The sequence below is a fragment of the Paenibacillus sp. DRB1-1 genome (assembly GCF_052119485.1).
In the GTDB taxonomy this organism is placed as follows: domain Bacteria; phylum Bacillota; class Bacilli; order Paenibacillales; family Paenibacillaceae; genus Paenibacillus; species Paenibacillus polymyxa_B.
Genome location: NZ_JBODQH010000001.1, coordinates 4,701,803 through 4,725,424, shown reverse-complemented (window position 1 = coordinate 4,725,424; position 23,622 = coordinate 4,701,803). Strand labels below are relative to the sequence as shown.

Annotated in this window: 2 protein-coding genes (1 of these 2 running past the window's edge); both read right to left on the bottom strand. The window is 48.4% G+C overall.

Annotated elements, in window-relative coordinates:
* Window positions 1-29 precede the first annotated feature (29 nt).
* Window positions 30-13,430 (bottom strand): SDR family NAD(P)-dependent oxidoreductase, encoded by a 13,401-nt coding sequence (locus tag ACQW03_RS21095; protein ID WP_441951581.1) that lies wholly within the window; start codon window positions 13,428-13,430, stop codon window positions 30-32.
* A 50-nt stretch (window positions 13,431-13,480) separates the two neighbouring features.
* Window positions 13,481-23,622, bottom strand: partial view of an SDR family NAD(P)-dependent oxidoreductase gene (locus ACQW03_RS21090; RefSeq protein WP_441951579.1) — the 3' portion only. It continues 9,565 nt past the right edge of the window; 10,142 of the gene's 19,707 nt are visible here — the last part of the coding sequence; its start codon lies off the right edge, out of view; its stop codon occupies window positions 13,481-13,483.

The following is a 23,622-nucleotide window of genomic DNA, read 5'->3' as shown; positions in this document are numbered from 1 at the left end:
TCTATTGCCTCCCAGCACGTAGAAACTTCTCATTTACGTATACATATATTGAGGATTTCACTGGCAGCCTCATCAACAGACAGGGTATCGTTCATCATTTCATCCAAGAGTCTGCCGCACAATATATCATCAAAGTCTACATCGCTCTCATCTTGCGAAAATAATGCATAGGCTTTTACTTGATCCTTGCTTTCAGAAGTCCAGTAATGCTCTTTAGCAAAAGGGTAGGTAGGCAGGCTGATACGGTGAGGCATCTTCCCTGTGTAAAGTTTTTTCCAATCCAAATTTATCCCTTTGGCCCACAGCTCCAAAAGCTTGGTATATTTCTTTTTGGAAATCCAAAGATCGATCATTTGTTGCAAGTCTTCGTCCCCCGAAAAAATAGACAACGATTCTCTGTTGCGTTTAGCCTGTCCCCTATATAGGTTGAGCATGTTATGACGTCCATCCACAAAACTCTTTAATTTTTCCTCAAGCTCTGCGGTAGATTCCACAAGTACGGCTAAACGCTCCTCCATCGCTTCGCGCCCCACCTGAAGCGTGTAGGCAATATCCGATAGGCTTGCGGAGGATAGCTGACCCTGAAGAGCATTCAGCAGCTGCCGTCCCTTTTCCTTAAGCTGCTCCTCGCTCTTGGCTGACAACACGATCATGACAGGTCCCTGAGAAGCGGATTCTGTTTCAGACCGTTCCTGATACTCGGGAATATACTCTTCAATCACGATATGGGCGTTTGCCCCGCCTGCACCAAAAGACGATATTCCAGCCCGTCTTGGATATTCTTTTGTGATTCCATCGGTTGTAATTACCGGTCTCTTCCATTCCTCCAGGCTTTGCTGAACGACAAAAGGAGTATTGTTGAAATTAATCTCAGGGTTCAACTTCCTTGAATGTAAGGATGGTACTAGCTGACTGTACTTAAGCTGCAACAATATTTTAGTCACTCCTGCAATGCCTGCTGCACTCTCACAATGGCCTATATTGGATTTGACCGCCCCTATGGCGCAGAACTGCTTATCCTTTGTGAATTTTTCGAATGCCCTTGTCAATCCTGCAATTTCAATAGGATCTCCCAGAGCTGTTCCGGTTCCGTGGGCTTCAATATAACTAACTGTCCTTGCATCGACATCCGCACGCTGGAGCGCTTCTTCAATCAACCAGGATTGAGCTTGAGGGCTAGGTACTGTATAACCGCTGGTTTTACCTGAAGCATTAAGCATGCTCCCTTTGATTACTCCATAAATATGGTCGCCATCTGCAATGGCCTTCTCCAACGGCTTCAACACGATCGCGCCGACACCCTCTCCGTCGACGAATCCATCTGCCTGATCTCCGAATGACTTACATTCACCCGTTTTAGAAAGCATCGTCATAGCCGACAGCTTGATATAGTGGATAGGGTCTACAATCAAGTTGACTCCCCCGGCAATGGCACACTCGCTTGTACCGCTATACAGACTTTCCAAAGCCAAATGGATCGCCGTCAATGAGGAAGAGCAAGCGGTATCTAAGGACATACTCGGACCTTGGAAATCCAAATGATAGGAAACCCGGTTCGAGATGGAATTATATTGAGGTCCCAAACCGTAATTTCCGTTCATAACGCCTGCAAATACACCGACTCTTCTACTCTCACAAAGATTGGCAGGGGTATACCCAGCATCCTCTATGCTTGCATATGCTGCTTCCAGGAAAAGTCTTTCCTGCGGATCCATTGTTTCGGCTTCTGCGGGAGAAATCTTGAAAAATAGCGGATCGAATAAATCAATACCTTCGATAAAACCGCCCGATTTCGTATAGATTGTGCCCCTTTTCCCTTTTTCTTGGTCAAAGTAGGTCTTCCAATCCCAACGGTCTTTCGGAATTTCAGTTATGCAATTTTTACCTTCTCTTAGATTGTTCCAATATTCCTCTATATTACGAGCTCCCGGATAGCGTCCTGACATCCCAACAATCGCAACATCCCTGATAGTGGAGGATCGTGTCGTTGGCTTTTCCATTGTGCTGTCAGAAGGCTTAAAGAAACGCCCTCCCCGGTCAAACTTCGTTGGGACAGTAGCGAGTAATTGTGAAGCAGAAACCTCTTCAACTCTGGAAGTCTCTTCGGTCAACTCCTGTTCCTTCATTCCTACCAGCTTCTTCAACGAGTCCTTTTGCGTTTGAAGAAGGTATGCTACTAGATCATCTATGGTGTTGTACTCAAAAAACAGCGTGCTGGCAAAATCCTCGATGACTTCACGCAAAACATTTGTGATTTGCACAACCAATATCGAGTCGATCCCATACTCTTCCAGGGCAACCGTTGAGTCGATACTTCCTGGTTCCATTTTTAGCGTCTCACCAAGCAAATGTTTAAAGTACGCCGTACTTTTTTCACGCAGCACATGTTCTACCTCTGCTTGTGCTACCTCTATTTTGGGTTGAGATTGTTGTTTCACTGATATCGTCTCTACGTTTCTTTTCTCCACCGATATTGTTCTTCGTTTGTGCTGTCGCTTTTGCCGAACCAAGCCATCGCTTTGGGCTGCAACAATCTGCTGGCCCCAATCATGCGCCTCTTGCGCCGGGAAGAACGCTGCATGGAAACCTTCTTTGTCCAATACGGTTTTCCATATTTGAGGGTGAAGCCCTGGGCATCCAGGAATACGCCATTCCGGATCCTCATACGCCCACCAGCCATCTAGCAATCCGAAGGTAAGGTGGGTAAACACGCTACTACCTGTGATTTCATTGAGCAGGAGCAAGCCGTTGCTTTTCAAAACCGCTTTTGCATTACGTAACGCCTGACGGATGTCTTTTGCGGTATGAAGTACATTAGCGGCAATGACAATATCATATTTACCCGTCTCAATACCTTGCCCGGCAATAGGTTCTTCAACATTAAAAATCTGATAGCTGAGATACGGATTATCTGGCCCATACTCTTTTTCCGCGTGCATCAAAAAGGCTTTGGAAATATCGGTATAGCAATATTCCTCAATGTGTTTGCGGTATGGGCGTAATTTCAGGAAAAGCGTAGCACTGGTCCCTCCGGTGCCTGCGCCGATTTCCAGAATTCTGATTTTCGCAGTGGAGTCGGCCATAATCCTCTCCTGAATATAAGCGGCAGTAGTATCGGCAAGTACTTCATTAAAGTAGTCCACCACCAGATTGTTCTTATAAATTCCTTCCACTAGTTCCATTGAGGAATTGGGAAAGATGACTTCAGTCGCAGGCGATTTTCCGGTAAGCACTTCCGGTAAAGCCCGTAGCGTTGTCTCAACCAAATTGACCCTTGCTCTCATCTGCGGATATTGCAGCCAAGTACGCTTACGCTCTTCCCATTCCTGCCAGACATCATCTCGATCCGTCAAGCTGGAATGTCTACCTGATAGGTCGTAATCCATCTGTGTCAAAATCGCCATGCTCTCTTTCAACCATTTGCCATATAGCTCAGGTAGTCCGAGTCTATTTTTGAACTCGTCGACAGACTGACGATCTGTCCCTGATAACCCCATGGACAAGAGCTGCTCCTGCAACAACTTGCGTAGGAGATGTTCCATCTCCCTTTCCTGGAGGTCGCCCATATCGTCTGCGGCATAGTTTTCGATAAAATGGCTTCTTGATTGTATTGCTGTAGCAATATTTTCCTGTATATCCCTGAGATTCGGATCCGAATTAGACGGGTAGAGATCAATCTCTTCCGTCGGATTAGTCCCTTCCATCTCCAAATGTCTTGTTGTTTTCATAAGCCCCATTTGGTCCACCGGTGAGGCAAGAAGCGTCTCAAGCGCCTCCATCCCCTCCTGCGGGTCAATGAGCCCAACACCTATTTGCGCCAGTCTGGAGTAATTTTCTACCTCCTGCCCTCCATTTTGAGAGGCATTGTTTTCGCCGCTCCCCCAGTATCCCCAGTTCATGACCTTCACCGGACAACGCCATTCCTGCGAAAGACGATGCGCAAACGCGTCTTTAAAGGTACTTCCGGCAGCATAGCTACTTTGTCCCGGATTCTTTACATAGGTAATAATGGAAGAGAAGAACAATACGAAATCCAACGGCTCATTTTGGAAGACCTGAGCCATGCGTACACTTACATCAACCTTTGCTGAAAGCCCTGACCGGAACTCTTCCTCCGTCAAATCTTCCAAGCCCTTCTCCAAAAATGAAATGGCTGAGTGGACCACTCCGTTTATGTTGGAGTACCGCTGTTTTATTTCCTCATATGCCCGCTGCAGCTCCCTTTCGTCTGCTACATCCGCCGTGATATAGCATGGAACAGGTCCCAGGCCTTCAAATCTGTCCAGTTTGGCCTGGATAGAGGCATCCTTTTGCCTTCTGCCTAGCCACACCATCTGGGCCTGGTAGGTACAGGCCATATACTTGCTCCAAGCCTCTCCGATAGTGCCAGCGCCCCCGATGACCACATAGACGCCTCCGGTTTTGTATAGCGTCTGTCCTTTTAAACCTGAAGTCTGTTTGAATGGGATCAAGTGCTGCCGGTACCACTGCCCATTCCTGAAAAGCCACATCCGTCCTTGCCGGTCCGAAGGCAGCGTAAACATATCGGATAGCGGCCAGTCAGCATCGGATTGCAGGTCAAGGATACGGATTTTCCAGTTCGGATATTCTTTGGCCATGGTGCCTACCAGCCCATGAAGACTTGTATGAGTCGGGTTGACTGTATCGTTCTGATCCATCGGCTGAGCTTGATTGGTTATCGTTGTCCAGCCTAGCTTTTTCGTTCCATATCCCAATAGAAGCATCGCTTTGACCATTCTAAAGAAGAGAAGGACTCCCTGCTCCTGTTCCTTGATCAAGGATTCGGCAGTCACCGATTCGACGGAAGCACAGGGTGCAATCCACAGAATATGGTCAACGGCTCCATATTCTTCTACCTTTGAGGCAACTGTTTCAATGGAATCGTGCGCTTGAAGCTCCAAGAAATGCGCCCTAGGATAATACTCCCGGATGGCCTGTCTGTCTTTGTCAGTGCCACCTGCAATGACCAATCGGTCTGTCGGTGACGGGGAAACGACATCTTTTTTTACAGCAGCCGGGTCCCATTTTGGAATGAGCATTACGGATCCTACAAGCGGGTCGGCGGCACTTTCTCCTGCCGCTGCGCCTTGTGCATTTTCAATGCCGACTTCTCCGTCCAGCGCCCGGGTGGATAATCCTGTTATTCTGACGCAAATAGTTCCTTCCTCATCACACAAGTCAATATTAAGCTTCTGTACCTTGTCTTCTTTCTTGCTGCCCTCGCTGTATTGAATCAACGACCACATGGTCGGGGTGCATGCCCCATAAATCTCAATCTCTTGGAGGGCAAACGGCATATGAGGCGTAGCTGGTACAGTGCTGCCCGGTAGCCCTCCGTTCTCTTGGCCCATGATTAGCCCGATGGATGCATGCAAGGCCGAATCCAGCAAGCTAGGGTGAAGGACTAAGCTGTCCGCCATATTAGAAATGAAGGAAGGCATTGCCAGCTTGGCTAGCACCCTGCCCGGATGTGTGTATACCTTCTCCACACATCTGTATGCCGGGCCATAATCCATTCCCATTTCCTCGAAGATTTCATAACATTGCGATCCGTTAAACCTGTGTTGACCAAAGTCTGCCTGTAACGCCTTAAGGTTTAGTGTCGGTTTTTGCTCTACGCAAACCTGCACTGCATCACCTTGGCTATGCACGGTATGCCCTCTTTCGTTTCCTGCTTGCCCGCTATACACTTCAAAGCTGATTTTTCCGGTGTCTTGCAGGGAGAGCCTGGTGTGTACAGGAACTGGCTGGTTGTCCACCACAATGGGCCGAATCCAGTTTACATTTTTCAAACGGATTCCTGTTGTGCTGTTGTCCATATCTCCTGTGGAACGTTCTACAGCGGCCCGTACCATCTCAAGATAGGCTACGCCAGGCAGAACCTTTTGACCTTTCACAACATGATCCTTGAGGAAAAATTCCTCGCCTGTAAATGTTGAACTGAACCGCTGCTCCAGAAAGTCTGAAGTGTTCTGATGCAGTAAAGGTGTCAAAAAGGATGATTGGGACGAAGCAGCTTCTGTTATTGCGGCGCTCTTCCCCTCATGTACGGGTATCCAATAGCTTTCTCTGGCAAAAGGATAGGTTGGCAGACTCATCCTGCGAGGCTTCACATCCTCATAAAGCTTGTTCCAATCCAAAACCAGTCCCGTAACCCAAAGTTCAGCGAGCTTTCCATACTTCCCTTTGTCCACCCATGCATCAATCATTTTAGCCATATCTTCATCGACTTCCTGAGTGACAAGCCCTCCTTTATTACGCTTTACCTGTCCTCTATACAGTTCTTCTACGCCTTCCTTTTTTTGTAGGAAGCCTTCCAATTTCCAGTCAAGCTCTTGGATGGATTTTGCAATGATCGCCAGACGTTCGTCCATCGCATCTCGCCCGATTTGCAGCGTGTAGGCGATATCTGAGAGACTTGTATGCGGGTCATTCAGCTCTCTGATTGCAGACAGCAATCTTTGCACCTGCTCGTCCAGCCTTTCCTTATTTTTGGCCGACAACACGACTATGACAGGATTCAGGGATGCAGGCGCAGCTTGCTGCTGACTAGCTTCTTCTGGAATATATTCTTCGATGACCACATGAGCGTTAGAGCCCCCAGCACCAAAGGCCGATACTCCTGCTGCCCTTGGGTATTCTCTGGTTTCACCGTTGATAGCAATTACTGGTCTTTTCCACTCTTCTAACCCCTGCTGAACTTTGAAGGGACTATCGCTGAAGTCGATATTGGGATTTAAGGTGCTTGCATGTAGCGAAGGCACTATTTGTTTATATTTCAACTGCATAAGCACCTTTGTCACCGCGGCGATACCAGCTGCACTCTCACAATGCCCGATATTAGACTTCGCCGACCCGATTGAACAGAACTGCTTATCGCCGGTATATTTTCGGAAGGCCTTTTGTAAGCCTGCAATTTCAATCGGGTCTCCCAGTGGAGTACCTGTTCCATGGGCTTCTATATAGCTGATGGTTCTGGGGTTGATTCCTGCCTCCTTCATTGCCTGACCAATCACACGGGCCTGTGCGTTGGGGTTAGGTACGGTATAGCCGTTCGTTTTCCCCCCGTGGTTCACTGCAGTTCCTTTGATAACTCCATATATCCGGTCTCCGTCTGCTATAGCTTTGGCTAATGGCTTGAGCAGCAAAGCCCCGACTCCTTCTCCCGGTACATATCCGTCTCCCTGTCCGAAGCTTTCACATCTCCCATTGCTTGATGCAAAATTTCCCTGTCCCAACAATAGGTATTTGTTAGGATGGATGGAGACGTTGACCCCTCCTGCTACTGCCAGTTCACATTCTCCATGCTGTAATCCATGACAGGCCATATGAATTGATGTCAGTGACGAGGAGCACATGGTATCTACAGCGATACTTGGCCCTTGAAAATTACAAAAATACGATACCCGGTTGGCAACCGCCGAGGCATTCCCGAGAAGTCCAATCATCCTTCCCTTGGCTTGTTCCTGGGCTCCATAGAGTTGATACTCATGGTACATCACTCCGACGTAAACCCCGACATTGCCTTCTATGCCGCCAAGCTCCCGCTCTGCACAAAGGGTTTCTCTCGTATAACCTGCATCCTCTATCGTTTCATAAACGCATTCCAGGAATAAGCGCTCCTGCGGGTCCATCGTTTCCGCTTCCCTTGGCGATATATTGAAAAACAACGGGTCAAACCAGTCCACTCCATCGATGAACCCTCCCCACTTGCTGTAGGTTTTTCCGGACTTGCCTCTGTTTTCATTAAAGTATAGACTGTGATCCCAGCGTTCCTTGGGAATCTCTGTAATACAATCCTTTCCATCCCTTAGGTTTTCCCAGAACTCTCGGATACCTAATGCTCCCGGATATCTTCCTGACACGCCGATAATTGCAATGTCTAATGCCTTCTTCTCCTGATGTGGCTGTATACCTGTAGGGAGAAGCCATGGACGCCTACGATTAGCCGATATCGAGGCTAAAGGCTCTATGGTTGCTTTTATAGGTACTTTCGGGCCTGCATCAGGAGCTGCATTCTTCTCTGTCGCTTCTACAGCATCAATCAGCCGACCGCGATACGATTCAAGGAAATAACCTGTCAATGACCGGAGATTCTGGTATTCAAAAAATAATGTTTTCGGTAATGAGCCGAAAGTCTTTTCCAATTCATTGGTAAGCTGCATAACCAGTATGGAGTCAATCCCATACCTGTCCATTGGTGCATTTACATCTATACTTTCAGCGGGCAGCTTGATCACGGTTGAAAGTACCGTTTTCAAATAACCCTCCGCTTTTTCCCTTAGCCATTCTTCTCCGATAAGCGGTGCTCCCCCGCTTTCCATTACAGATCGGCCTGAGACATCAGTTTCCGAGAGCTGGCCTAAAATTGCCGCTTTAATCCTTTGGGGATACCCTTCGATCACCATAACCTGACTTCTGCCGGAAGACAGGCTTTGATACAAAGCTTTGATTCCATTCTCCGTTTGCAAGGCAATCATGCCCAAGCCTTGCATCGCCCTTTCCGTTTCCAGGTCGACATGCATGCCTCCATCCTTCCACAGAGGCCAGTTTATCGACAGCGTTTGCCCCTGGCGCTGCTTTGCTGTTACCAAAACATTTCGATAGGAGGCATACGCATCCATAAAGCCATTGGCAGCGGAGTAGTCAACCTGTCCTACATTGCCAAGGCTTCCTGCGCCCGAGGAAAATAAGATAAAGAAGTCTAGAGGCAGGTCTCTGCTGGCCTGGTCCAGATTCATCACCCCTGAGACCTTCGGAGTCAGCACTTCTCTAACTTCTTCTTTAGTCTTCTTGATGATGAAGTTGTCCCGAATCACTCCGGCTGTGTGCAAAATACCGTTAAGGCCGCCAAATTGCTCGACGATGCCATGAATTAACCCGGTAACCGATTCGTTGTGGCCCACATCCGCCTGTTGATACTCTATATGACCGCCCAGCGCTCTCAGTTCGCTTAACAGAGCCTTTTGGTCCGCAGAAAGTGATGACCGACCCACCAATACGACGGTGGAGTTTTTCACATTGTGCACGATGTCTCTGGCAAAAATAAGCCCCAGGCCACCTAAGCCACCAGTAATGAGATAGATCCCACCATCTATCCACGGCAGGTCTGCATCTTCACGTAAGGCTTCAATTTCTTGCCACATTAAAGCCTGTCGTTTGTCCCCTTGGTACCGTATCCGTTCGTTATGCCGGTCACTTCGGTTCCCTTGTAGTTTCTCAATGATTCCTTCGACATCATCTTCCACATCAAGCTCAAGCAACTGACCCATGACATTCGGATTTTCTTTTTGAGCGGTTTTCAGCATTGCAAAGAGCCCGGAATAAACCTGTTGGTCCTTCCGAGCATGGGTTGCAAGCTGTATCAAAACTTTCTGTTTGGGGATGTCTAGCAGGATGCTTTGCAATTCTTCAAATATCTGAATGGTATAATCTTCAAACCGACTGTCCATATCCACGCTGGAGGACTGTAAAACAAGGCAGCGAGTACCATCCATGCGGGCTTCAATATCCTCCCTGGCGATACCATCAAACTCACACAGGATCACAACATGCCGGATATCGTCGTTAGCGTTCACCCCTGTGGTGACAGGCATCTCCTGCCAGATAGGCTCAAGCATTAGTGTACCCATATCCTCAGTGATGCTGGCTTGCCCCACATCTCCTTCCAAAGCTCTGGATAAAAGCCCTTTGAGCTGCACGCAAATCTTCCCGGTCTCATCGCACAGATCAATATCCACCTTGCTTAATCCTTTCGACGTCTCTTCACTCCCATGTTGCGAGATCCGGGCCCACATCACTGGAGTGCATTTTTCGGATATCTTCAGTTCCTCCAAAGCAAAGGGTAACGCAGGCTTGCCTACAGGCAAATTTTCTTCCGAACCCATTACCAAGCCGATTGTGGCCTGCAAAGTTGAATCCATCAAAGCTGGATGCAGTACAAATTCACTTTGAGTATGGAGTACAGCGGATGGTAGGGACAGCTTGGCCAACACGTAATCCTTTCCTCGAAAGATTGCCTCAATGCCACGGTGTGCGGGTCCATAGTCTATCCCCATGGCTTTGAAAGCTTCATAGCATTGGCTCGAAGAAAGTGGTGTGCGGGTACAGTCTGCCCGTAAGACATTCAGGTCCAGATACTGTATCTCCCCAACCCTCTCCAACACAGCCACTCCCTGACTGTGTATAATACCTTCAGCGTCGGCTCCTTCCATCCCGCTGCATATTTCAAACGCAATCTCTCCATTGTCCTGGGGATATAGACTGATGAGTACCCTGACCGGTCCGTCTGCTACAACCACAGGCCGAGCCCATACGATATTTTTCAGCTGAATATGGGTCTCGCCTTCTACTACGGCCCCCACTGCCTCTTCTACAGCTGCTCGCACCATTTCGAGGTAAGCCACCCCGGGTAATGTTTGTTGACCCTTGATTCTGTGGTCTGACAGGAAAAATTCCCGGCCTGTAAAAGTAGAGCTATAACGTTGTCCGGAGAGATCGGAAATATTCTGATGCAATAAAGGATGAATTTGGGCAGTCATCGCCAGATTTACACTGCCTTGTCCAGTGTCTGTTTCGGATAACCAATAGGGTGCCCTTTCGAAAGGATAGGTCGGCAGACTGATTCGTCTGGGCTTGATATCTCCATACAGTGCGTCCCATTCAATGCTTGCGCCATTGGCCCACAATTTGGCTACCTTATCAAGTCTTTTCTTCTCAGTCCAGGCCCGAACCAGGGTTCCGGTGTCTTCGTCCGAATCCAAGAGTTCGATTCCGCCACCTGCATAGTTCACACGGCCGATCAGCACTTTTTCCGACGAGTTTCCGTTAATAAAATATTCAAGTTCATCTAGCAGATTTTCTCTTGAATCCGTCAAAAACGCGAGACGCCAGTCCATAGCCTCTCTTCCCACTTGCAAGGTATAGGTCAGGTCCGTGAGATTAACGCTTTCGTGCAACTTAACAAAATTCATCATATCTGCTGCATAGGTTTTCAAGGATTGTTCACTTTTAGCGGACAGCACAAATAGTCCCGGGTTGTCTTTACCCACTGGGGGTAGATTCACCGCAGAGACTACAGGAACATATTCTTCAATAACCATATGAGCGTTAGTGCCGCTAAATCCGAAGGAACTTACGCCCGCACGCCGGGGTACTCCCGGTTCGGGCTCCCAGCTTTGCAGGCTGGTGTTAATATAGAACGGGCTATCCTCCAGAGAAATATGCTCATTTAAGGATTCGAAATGAATGGTAGGCGGCAATTGGTGGTGCTTCATGGCCAGCAGCACTTTCATCACACTAGCCACTCCGGCCGCAGTCATCATATGACCCATATTGCTTTTCAGTGACCCCAATGCGCAATAGCCCTTCTTGCTTGTATAGGATCGGAATGATTCCGTAAGTCCCTCCACCTCGATAGGATCACCCAGCTTTGTTCCTGTCCCGTGGGCCTCGATCATGGAGATGGTTTCGGGATGAATGTTAAACCGTCGATATACGTCTTTTTCCAGCGAGATTTGTGAATTTACACTTGGGGCAGTTATTCCGTTGGTTTTTCCATCCTGGTTCATTCCCCATCCCCGAATAACTCCATATATGGAGTCCTTGTCTCTGACTGCATCAGAGAGCCGTTTTAATAAAATGACCCCCACTCCTTCTCCGGGGACAAACCCGTTTGCACGGGCATCAAAGGTAAAGCACCGTCCATCCTTGGACAGCATTCCTGCCTTACTAGTCATAACATGCATCCCCGGACCAGCCATAATCATAACTCCGCCTGCCAAAGCAAGGTCACTTGTTTCTAAAAGGAGACTGTTGCAGGCTTCAGCAATAGCCACCAGAGAGGAAGAGCATGCGGTATCAATAGCCAAAGAAGGACCTTTCAAATTTAGCAGATAAGAAATCCGAGCGGATAGAATTGAAGGCGATCCTCCCATAAGAACCTGCGCATTTAACCCCTGCCCACTCATGGACCTCCCATAATCACTGGCTGCACAACCTACAAAAACACCGCAGCGGCTCTCCGACAGTGAAGCTGGATTTAATCCGGCATCTTCAATGCATTTCCAGCTGCTTTCAAGAAACAGGCGCTGTTGAGGGTCCATCATCTCTGCTTCTGCAGGGGATATATTAAAGAACAACGGATCAAATTTATCTACATCCTCCAAAACACCCATCCATTTGCTATAGGTTTTTCCCTGAGCCTTGGGATCAGTATTGTAATATTCATCGATTGACCATCGCGTTGAAGGGATTTCCGATATACAATCCCTGCCCTGAGCCAGATTGTCCCAAAATTCAGCCAAAGTCCTGGATTCGGGGAATTGCCCTGCCATACCAATAATTGCGATAGACTCCTTATGTTCCTGACCGCGCGGCATATCTGGCATAGCTTTTTTAGAATCAGCATGCTTGACCGGTTTGTGGGAATCATTGCTATTCGGCAGCTGTCCATAGGCGAATTGAATCCGTTCTTTAACCTCTTGCTGATTCACAAACGTTTTATCCTGCATTTTTATTTCTTTTTCAATAGTAGCCGCCAGCTTTTCTCTTATCGATTGGGCCATATGGTTTTTCAGCTCAATTAATGACTCCCTGGGAGACTCAGACAGTTTTCTTGCCAGCTGCATGGCGTACGGCACCACTTCATTCCTCGGTACAACTGGAAAAGGAACCCCCTTGGTTTCCAGTTCCGAACCACTATATCTAGTACCTGTAAATAGAATTTCCTGTGCCATACTAACCCCGAATTTCTCAGGGAAAATCAGGGTCGAACCCGCTCCGGGAGTAAAGCCGTACTTCATAAAGTTAGTGGTATAGATGCTTTCCCGACTCATCACGATAAAATCGCAAAACATCCCCATGCACCAGCCAGCACCAATCCCATGTCCCTGCATAGCAGCGATGACGGGTAGCTTGCAATCCAATGCAATCTTGTAAACATTGGTATCGCTATATTTCGCCTTTCCCTCATGGATAGCCAGCAACCCCTCTTGGGTGCCTCCTGTGGCAAAGTAGGTGTCATATCCCGTCAGAATCACAACTTTATAATTCTCGTTAGCCTGGACCGTTTCGAATGCTTGATTCAGGCCAATGATCAGTTCATCGGAAAATGTATTTTTGTGCTCCGTGTCCTTCATTTTCAACAGGACAATCCCGTGCTCAAATTCCTGCAATTCAACCACAGACTGTACCTTTATTTGGGGGGCGCTTATCTCCTGCCCATCCTCCGGCGTGTGGAAGCTGTCCAATGGTTGCAACGTGAAAGCCCGTCCTTCTGATAATTCCTGTGGACTGGCTTCCAATGATTCATCCGGGCGCTCGTCAATAAATTGAAGCAATTGTTTTTCAGCATCTTCATAATTTATTTCCCCTGCTTGCACTGCACGAAAAATATCTTTTGAATCCATAAACATGTCCTCCTAGCTGTATGAAATAGGACAAATATCGTGTTGGCTGTCTACGAGTGTAATTGGTTGAATAACTGGTCGGCCTGTTCAAAATCTAACTCACCCTGCAGTACTTTCTGTAACAAGGCTTGCATGGGCTGCTTAGGGTTCGGCTCTGTAGGAGCCTGGTTTGTATCTCCCGCCGACTTGTTCAATTCATTTGCCAAAAATTTGGAGAATTCCTTAATGTTAGGATAGTCGTACACCCTGGTTGCTGGAATAGCTGTTCCAAAACGTTTATTCACAGCCTGCACCCACTCTACACCTATAATGGAGTCCAGTCCCATATCAATAAATTGATCATCCCGGCCAATATCCTTTTCATTCATACTCAAGGATTTCGCAAGACTTTCTACCAGTTCCTTCTCCAATGTTTCTACCCGTACAGCCGTTGGCGCATATGTCGACCACTTTGCCTCATCCCTGGCAACAACGGGCGGCGGCGAAGAAGGCTTGGCCTCAGGTTGCGGCGGGGCAGGCTTGGATTCTGCCAGCACGGCTGACTTTTCTGGCTTATCTGCTACCATCTGGATGTTGGAAACGGAGCTTAGCAAAATGCCCTGCGGTTTTTCAGGTACTTTCGCCAAAGTCTGTCTCTGCATATTATCGTTGCTATGGTTAACTGCAGGAGGGCTGGAAACGAACTCTTGTACCGACACATCGACTACAGGAGTTTCCGCCTCGACGTCCCGGGATTCGCCCCCACGCGCGAAGATCCAATAGCTCTCCTTGGCGAATGGATAAGTTGGCAGACTAATCCGACGAGGGCTGGTATTCTCATAAAGTCTAGTCCAATCGAAGAGCAGCCCCTTCACCCAAAGCTCCGCCAGCTTTGTATACTTACCCTTACTTATCCAACTATCCACCATTTTTGCCATGTCTTCGTCTGCCTCAAGAACAGCTAGGATGTCTTTATTCTTCTTTGCCTGACCCAAATACAGCCCGTCAATATCCTCATTCCCAGCTAAAAAACTCTCCAGCTTTTCTGTAAGCTCACGGGTAGACTTAACTATGACTGCTAACCGTTCTTCCATGGCTTCCCGTCCCACCTGCAGAGTAAATGCTATATCCTCCAGGCTGGTTTGCGAGTATTCCGGCTCTTTGAGTTCAGCAAGCAGTCTTTGCACCTGTTCATCCAGTCGATCTTTATTCCTCGCCGACAGCACGATCATTAAAGGATTTTGCAGTGGAATGGTAACTTGTCTAGTCTCCTGCTCCTCAGGGATATATTCCTCAATGAGCACATGTGCGTTGGAGCCTCCGGCGCCAAAGGAGGAAATACCTGCCACTCTTGGGTATTCAACTGTCTTCCCATTCATTGTGACGACGGGTCTTTTCCACTCTCCCAGCTCCTGCTGAACTATAAAAGGACTATCGCTAAAATCGATATTCGGGTTTAGTGTTTTTGAATGCAATGAAGGCACGATTTGTCCGTATTTGAGCTGAAGGAGCACCTTTGTAACTCCGGCAATCCCAGCCGCGCTCTCACAATGCCCAATATTTGATTTTGCCGATCCGATTGCGCAAAATTGCTTATCCTCCGTATATTCCTGGAACACTTTTTGCAATCCGGCGATTTCAATAGGGTCACCTAAAGATGTCCCGGTGCCATGCGCTTCGATGTAACTAATGGTTCTGGGGTTAACTCCTGCTTTCTTAAAGGCCCTTCCAATTACACTGGCCTGCGCATTCGGATTCGGAACGGAGAATCCGTTTGTCTTCCCTCCATGATTCACCGAGGTCCCTTTTACGACCCCATATATATGGTCGCCATCTGCAATAGCTTTGGCCAGTGGTTTGAGAAGTACGGCTCCTACGCCTTCTCCCGGCACATATCCATCTCCGCCTTGTCCAAAGCTTTCGCACCGTCCTTTACTCGATACAAACCTGCCTTGCCCAAGCATCAGGTATTTGTTCGGATGAATGGATACATTCACGCCGCCAGCAATGGCAAGCTCACACTCGCCTTGTTGCAAGCTTTGGCAGGCCAGATGAATGGTCGTCAATGAAGAAGAGCACATGGTGTCCACAGCCATGCTCGGACCGTGGAAGTTACAGAAATAAGATACCCGGTTTGCGATGGAAGCTGGATTGCCAGGAACGGCAATCATTCTGCCCCTAGCTTGTTCCTGTGCCCCATAAAGCTGGTATTCTTCATACATGACCCCGACAAAAACACCCACATTCCTATCCTGCCCAAGGCCCCGCTCCAGTCCAAGCGCTTCCCGGGTATAGCCTGCATCCTCTATCGTTTCGTAGACGCATTTCAGGAATAGACGCTCCTGAGGATCGATTATCTGTGCTTCTCTAGGAGAGATATTGAAAAACATGGGGTCAAACTGATCCACACCCTTGATAAAGCCTCCCCACTTGCTGTAAGCTTTTCCGGACTGGTTCTGGTCCTCGTCAAAGTGCATGCTGTGATCCCAGCGATCTTTGGGAATTTCCGTAATACAATCCTTCCCATCGCGCAGATTGTTCCAGAATTCCCGAATGTTTTCTGCATCGGGATACATGCCTGACAAACCGATAATGGCAATTTCCTCCGATCCGCCTGCTCTTTCCGGTTGCGGTTGGAAACTTGCCTGAACTGGCATGAAACGCGATTGCTTCCGATTATCAGAAAGTGACCTTCCCGGGTCGTTTTCCATCGTAGAAGGCTTGAATTCTTTCGCAGCGTTGACCTCCGTCTCGATTCCAAGCAATTTAATCAGCTGCTTCTGGTGGACTTTAAGGAAATATTGAGTCAATTCCCGGATATTCTGGTATTCAAAAAATAAAGTTTTGGGCAGTGTTCCAAATGTTTTCTCCAACTCACGGGTTAGCTGTTTAATCATAATGGAATCGATGCCATACTTCTCCATAGGGGCATCGGTTTCAATCTGCCTTGCTGGCAGCCTGATGGATGTAGCGAGCAATTGCTTTAAATAATTTGCCGCTTTTTCGGCAAGCTGGTCATGTCCGATAACCGAATCTACCTCGCTTTCCCTTATCATAGAGGAGGCATCTCCAGCCCGATTCAGGGACGGTTGCTGCAAGAGCGTTTCTCTTAGCTGACTGGCATGCCCTTCCAACACCATGACTTGATTCTTTTCGGAAGCCAGGCTCTGATACAAAGCCCGAATTCCTGCACCAGTCTCCATTGCAAACATCCCCATCCCTTCCATGATCTTTTCTGTTTCTCCATCAATACGCATTCCGCCTTCTTTCCAGAGTGGCCAATTGACTGAAATCGTCCGCCCCTGGCGTTGTTCTCGCTCTACCAGCGTATTACGGTACTTGGCATAGGCGTCCATAAAGGCATTGGCAGCAGCATAGTCAGCCTGCCCTATATTCCCGAGGCTCCCTGCAACGGATGAAAAAAGGATGAAGAAGTCCAGCGGGATTTCCTTGCAAGCCTGATCTAGATTCACCAATCCCGTAACCTTTGGTGCCAAAACGTTTTGCAATTCCTCCCGTGTTTTTTTAATAATGAAATTATCGCTAACTATTCCTGCGCTGTGCACAATTCCGTCCAGCTTCCCAAACTCTTCCTGAATATCCCGAATCAAAACTTCAACCGCCCTTTTATCGGCGACATCGGCTTGTCGGAATACTACTCTTGCACCTAAAGCCTCTATCTCCTCAATCCTTGCTTTGGTGTCACCACGAAGCGGGGAGCGTCCAACAAGAATTAAAGTAGTATCTCTGGCCTGTCGTGTAATTTCTTCGGCAAAAATCAAACCGAGACTTCCGGTTCCGCCGGTAATCAAATATACTCCCCTGTCCTTCCACGGAATGCTAATCGCTTCCCCGTAGGCTTTAATTTCCGTCCATACGGCAACATGCCGTCTACCTGATTGATAGCGAATATGTGGTTCTATAGAACTGCGACTGTTTTCTTGCAGGATATTTATCATACCTGCTGAATTCTGCTCCACATCCATTTCTATCAGTTGGCCAACCAGTGCTGGATTCTCCAGCCATGCCGTTTTTAAGAGTCCGGAAAGTCCCGAGAATACCTGTTGGTGATCCTGCACCGGAACGACAAGCTGAACCAATGTTTTGCCTTTGGATTCCGTTTTAAGAATATGTTGAATTGCCGCAAACACCTGTGTCGCATAAGTCCTAAACCGTGCATCAATGCTCTTCTCTTCGGATTGGAGAACGAGGCACTGCACCCCGTTCATCTGCGATTCAATAATTTCCCCGGAAATATATCCCGGTTCGCATAAAATTACCAGATGCTGTTGATAGTCAGGTGTTGTTCCTTCCAGAGCAATCGCTTGTTCTTCCCACACAGGCTCAAGCATCAAAGTCTCAGGTGCAGTCCATTCATCTGGACCCCCTGTTCCTCCCTCAGCAACTCGTGATAAGAATCCCTTCATCCTCACACAAACATTCCCCTGCTCGTCACACAAATCGATATCTAACTTTTGCAGCGGGCCATCTTGCCTGCTGTCTTCACTATTACGAATCCAGGCCCACATCTCTGATGTACATTTGTTAAATACCTCTAACTCTTCCAATGCAAATGGTAAAGCTGGCTTAATGGAAGCTTTGCGATCACCTGCACTCATAATCAAGCCTATCGTCGCCTGAAGAGAGGAATCCATCAAACTGGGGTGCATCACAAAACGTTCCATCGTATGGTAAACGGAAGAAGGCAAGGACAACTTGGCAAGCGCTTGACCCACCCCAATATATATTTTCTCAATTCCCTGATGTCCCGGCCCATAGGAAATTCGCATCGCCGCAAACGCCTCATAGCACTGACGGGATGAAACGGAGCCCAGACTGCACTGCTCCAGCAAGGTTTTAATATCTAAAGCAGGGACCTCTGCCACCGGAACAATTACTGCCCTGCCTTCACTATGCACCACCAGCTCGGGCTCCGTTGCTCCAGACTTGCTGTAAATTTCATAGGCGATCTCCCCGCCATCTTGCGGATAGAGCCCAATACTGACATCAACCGACTCCTCCCCAACCACAACTGGACGGATCCAATCCACATCTTTTAACCGGATGGACGTCCACTTGTCTTCTGGAGATCCTGCGACCTGCTCTACTGCCGCCCGCGCCATTTCAAGGTAGGCCACTCCAGGCAAGAGCTTCTGCCCCCTTATCACATGGTCATACAGGAAAAATTCCTTCCCCGTAAAAGTGGAGCTGAACTGCAATCCATAAATATCGGACGTATTACGCTGAAGTAAGGGATGAATGCCGACTGCTGTCTCCCGTTCCAACACAACACCGCTTGCTCCCGTCCGTTTATTGATATCGGTTATACAATATCGTTCTTTGGCAAAGGGATAGGTTGGCAGACTGATACGGTTTGGTTTAGCCTCTCCGTACAACAGGGCCCAGTCAATAACGACTCCTTTTACCCAAAGGTCTGCGATTTTGCCATAGCTGCCTTCGCTAACCAAAACATCAATCGTCGTGCCCGCACCCTCTCCGTCTTCACGAGCTCTATTTTCTTCTTTATGGCGTTTGGCGTGTCCCACGTGTAAGCCGTGGATACCATCCCGGCCTTCCACAAATCCTTTCAATTTCTCTTCAAGCTCCCGGAGAGAGCCTGCAACGAAGGCCAAACGTTCTTCCATCGCTTCGCGCCCCACCTGAAGGGTATACGCTATATCTACCAGACTACTGTCTGTGAACGGATGCTCCCCGATTGCAGCTAGTAATAGCTGCGCCTGCTCTTTCAGTTGCCCTTCACTCTTGGCTGACAGCACCACAATAGCCGATTTTGGGGTGGTAAGGGTAATAGAATTCTGCTCCTGCTTTCCAGGAATATATTCTTCGATTATCAAATGGGCATTGGCACCCCCGAATCCAAAGGAGCTAACACCCGTTCTCCGAGGAATATTTTTCCCTTGAGTATCCCGCTGTGACTTCCACTCCCGCGCCTCCTGAACGATATAGAACGGACTACCTTCAAGTTTTATATAGGGATTAATTGCCTCGCAATGAAGGCTTTTGACCAGCTTTTTATGCTTTAACTGAAGCAGTACTTTTATGACGCCCGCGATTCCAGAAGCCAGTTCCAGATGTCCGATATTGGTCTTCACCGAGCCCAATCCGCAATGGGATTCTGTGATCCCGGGTCCCTCTGTATTCTCATAAAGCTCTTTGAAAGCTGCTTTCAGTCCGTTAATTTCAATCGGATCGCCCAGCTCGGTGCCTGTCCCGTGGGCCTCAATGTAAGAGACAGTCCTTGGATCGATTCCGGCCTTTGTATATGCATTTACCAACACATCCGCCTGAGCCCTCGGATTAGGCGCTGTCAGGGAATTGGCCCGGCCTCCGTGATTGACGGCAGTACCCCGAATTACACCATAAATATGGTCTCCATCCTTCTCTGCATCCTTCAGCTTTTTCAGGAAAAGCATGCCAGCCCCTTCACCACGCACGTAGCCATTAGCCTTATCGGAGAAGGTTTTGCACCGACCGTCCTCACACAGCATCCCTGCTTTGTTGAAGCTGATATGGAGTTCAGGTGTGATAATCACATTGACACCGCCTGCAATCGCCATCTCACAGCTTCCATCCTCTATGGCTCTAACGGCTCGGTGAATGGCGACCAGCGAACTGGAGCACGCCGTTTCGATAGGCTCGCTCGGACCATGAATATTAAGGAAATAGCTCATTCGATTGGGCCCAACAGACGGTGCCATACCGCTGGAGGAATACGCCTCAACACCCACATTTCCCTGATAGATCATACCGCTGTAGCCACTGTTCGCGGTACCTACAAAGATTCCTGTGCGGGTCCCCGACAGACTCCCTGCCTGAATGCCTGCATCTTCAATCGCCTTCCAGATATAGGTCATCAACAGACGCTGCTGCGGGTCCATGAGTGCGGCTTCCCGTGGTGAAATTCCAAAGAATAGCGGGTCAAACTCATAGATCCCGTCAATAAACCCGCCCCACTTGATGTTTGTTTTATTGGCCTCCTGCTCAGGGTCACCGTAATACGTCTTCCAATCCCAGCGATCTTCAGGGATTTCAGTGATACAGTCCCTGCCTTCCTCAAGATTTTTCCAAAACTCATCCACATCCCGAGCCATGGGAAATACACCGCTCATTCCCACAATGGCAATGGGTTCAGGAACAGCCTGAGTCTGTTGCGGCATGGACAACACATTCCCGCCTGCAAACCGGAAACGCTGCCGTCTAACGTGGGTACTGTCTTCCCTATCATCCTCCACGGCCTGGACAGCAGGCTCAGTCCGGGCATTCACGGCAAACTGCTCGCCAAGCACGGCATCATATTCGTCCACCAAATACCTGGTGAAGTCATGAATCGTTGTGTATTCAAAAAATATGTCCGGCGTCAGTTCAAGCTGGTATAAGTGATTGATGTTATTGGTAAATTGTGTAAGTAGGATGGAATCGAAGCCATACTCACTCAGTTCTACATGTTCATCAATATCTTCAAGTTTGACTTTCAGCAATTTTGACACGGCCTGTATCATAGCGGCCTGTACCTTGTCCAGCAGATCCGGTACGGCATTGCTTTCAGGGGAAGCATCTGAAATTCCCGTCATCTTTTCAGGCTGCCTAATCTCTGGAGTCGTGATTAAACCCATGGTTTTCTTCATTTTTGCGAGATTGCCTTCCATCACCATAACCTGATCAACGCCCGCGATCATGCCACGATACAAGGCCTGAATGCCGGAAGAGGTTGACATGCCGCTCATGCCTGTACGCTGCCTTACCAGCTTCTCCGTTTCCTCATCAATACGCATCCCGCCCTCTTTCCATAGCGGCCAATTGATGGATAGCGTTTGACCCTGGCGCTGCTTTGATGCTATCAGAGTGTTCCGGTATCCGGCATAAGCATCCATAAACGCATTAGCTGCAGAATAGTCGGCCTGTCCCTGATTACCTAATCCTCCGGCTACAGACGAAAATAGAACAAAGAAATCAAGCGGCAGGTTCTTGCTTGCCTGATCCAGATTCACTGTCCCTATTACTTTGGGTGCGAGAACCTCCAGCATTTCCTCGCTATTTTTTTGGAGTATGCGGTTGTCACGAATGACTCCTGCACTGTGAATGATGCCATTGATGTTTCCGAATTCCTCCTGAATTTCCTGGATTAAATCGGTCACCGCCTGCTCCTGAGTCACATCGACCTGTCTGTATATTATTCGTGCCCCTAATGCCTCCATTTTCTTTATCTCAGCCCGTTTGCCCTCATCCAGCGCGGAACGCCCCGTTAAAATCAAGACGGCTTTATGGACTTTATCCGTAATCTCTTTGGCAAAAATGAGTCCCAATCCACCAGCACCGCCGGTAATCAGGTACACTCCGCCATCCTTCCACGGGTTACCCGCTGCTTCCTGAAAGATGTGAACTTCGTTCCAACAGGAAACCCACCGTGTGCCTTTCTCGTACCGAATCTGGATATCCTCGAGGCTACGGCTGTTTTCTTTTAAAATGTCTATGATTGCTCCCCAGTCCTCATCCTGTCCCAATTCTATTAACTGACCTACCAGTTTTGAATGCTCAAGCCGGGCCGTTTTTAAAAGACCGGAAAGTCCCGAGAAAAGCTGCTCCTCCTCCTGTCCGCTTATGGCAATCTGGATCAGCACCTTACCATTGGGTTTTTCCCTGAAAATGCTTTTAATCTCTTCAACCACCTGGACGGCGTAACGCTGGAACTGTTCCGCGATTCCGTTTCGGTCGGGTTGCAGTACAATGCATTGCACGCCGTCCATTCGAGCTTCAACTTGTTCACGGGAAATCCCGGACGGCTGGCAGAGTAACACGACATGGCGATCATATACAGGCCTTTCGGCCACTAGAGCAATCCCTTGCTCTTTCCATACGGGTTCAAGCATCAAGTTACTGGAATTTGACTGAACATCCGAAGAAATCGAGTCCCTATTCAGAATTCTTGATGAATATCCTTTTATCCTGACACAGATGGCTCCGGTCTCGTCGCTCAGGTCAATATCCAGCTTCTGTGCCTTTTCCTCAGCTAGACCGTCTGCATTGTAGCGAATCAACGCCCACATGATGGAGCTGCAATTTTTTATAATTTCAACTTCTTGAATGGCGTAAGGCAGAGAAGGTTTGATCTCGCCAGACCCCAGCGTCAAGCCTATGGTTGCCTGCAAGGCCGAATCTATCATACTTGGATGTAGGACAAATTGGCTTTGGTTATCAGAAATGGAAGCCGGCAAGCATAACTTAGCCAGCACTTGACCCTCTCCCGCATACACCATCTCAATCCCTTGATGTCCAGGGCCATAATCAATTCCCATATCCCTGAAAACTCCATACAATTGTGTGGGGTCGAAGTTCCGACTGCATACATTCTGCAAGTCTTTAATATTCAGTGCTGGGACCTCCGCAGCCAATCTTCGTGTAGCACTGCCGTAGCTATATATCACAATCCCTGCATCAGCTTCTGCGCTCTCCCCATATATTTCATAGGAAATCTCTTGATGATCATCCAGGAAAAGTCCGATGTGTAGCTGTAGTGGCCCATCTTCTACGATAATAGGCCGTGCCCAAACCACGTTTTTAAGGCAAATTCCGGTTGGCCCGCCCTCATCAGGACCTGTTGCATGATCCACGGCCGCCCGGACCATTTCAAGGCAAGCAGCCCCGGATAGAACCTTGCGTCCATTCACCACATGATCCTTCAAGAAAAACTCCTGGCCTGTAAAAGTCGAACTGAACCGCTGCTCCGAGAAATCGGAGGTGTTTTGATGCAGTAAAGGATGGAGCGAAGCAGCAATGACAGAAGTCATGCCTTTGCCTGCCTTGCTGTCAAGCTCAGGCGCCCAGCAGCGTTCTCTCGCAAAAGGATAGGTAGGTAGACTGATCCGGTAAGGTTTGATGTCCCCATACAGCTTGTTCCAGTCAATAGTTAGCCCCTTTACCCACAACTCCGCTATTTTTTTCAGTTTTCTCTTCTTGATCCAGGTTTCAAACAACGATTTGGCATCTTCATCCGCCTCAAACATCACAATCCCGCCTTTGCTCTTTTTCACCTGCGCCGTTAGGACGCCAGAAAGCAGATCATGATTCGCAAATCCTTCGAGCGCTTTTAGCAATGCCTCTTTTGAATCTGCCACAAAAGCCAGCCGGTAATCCATCGGCTCGCGGCTCACTTGCAGCGTATACCCCATATCCGTGAGGTTAAGATTTTCCCGGG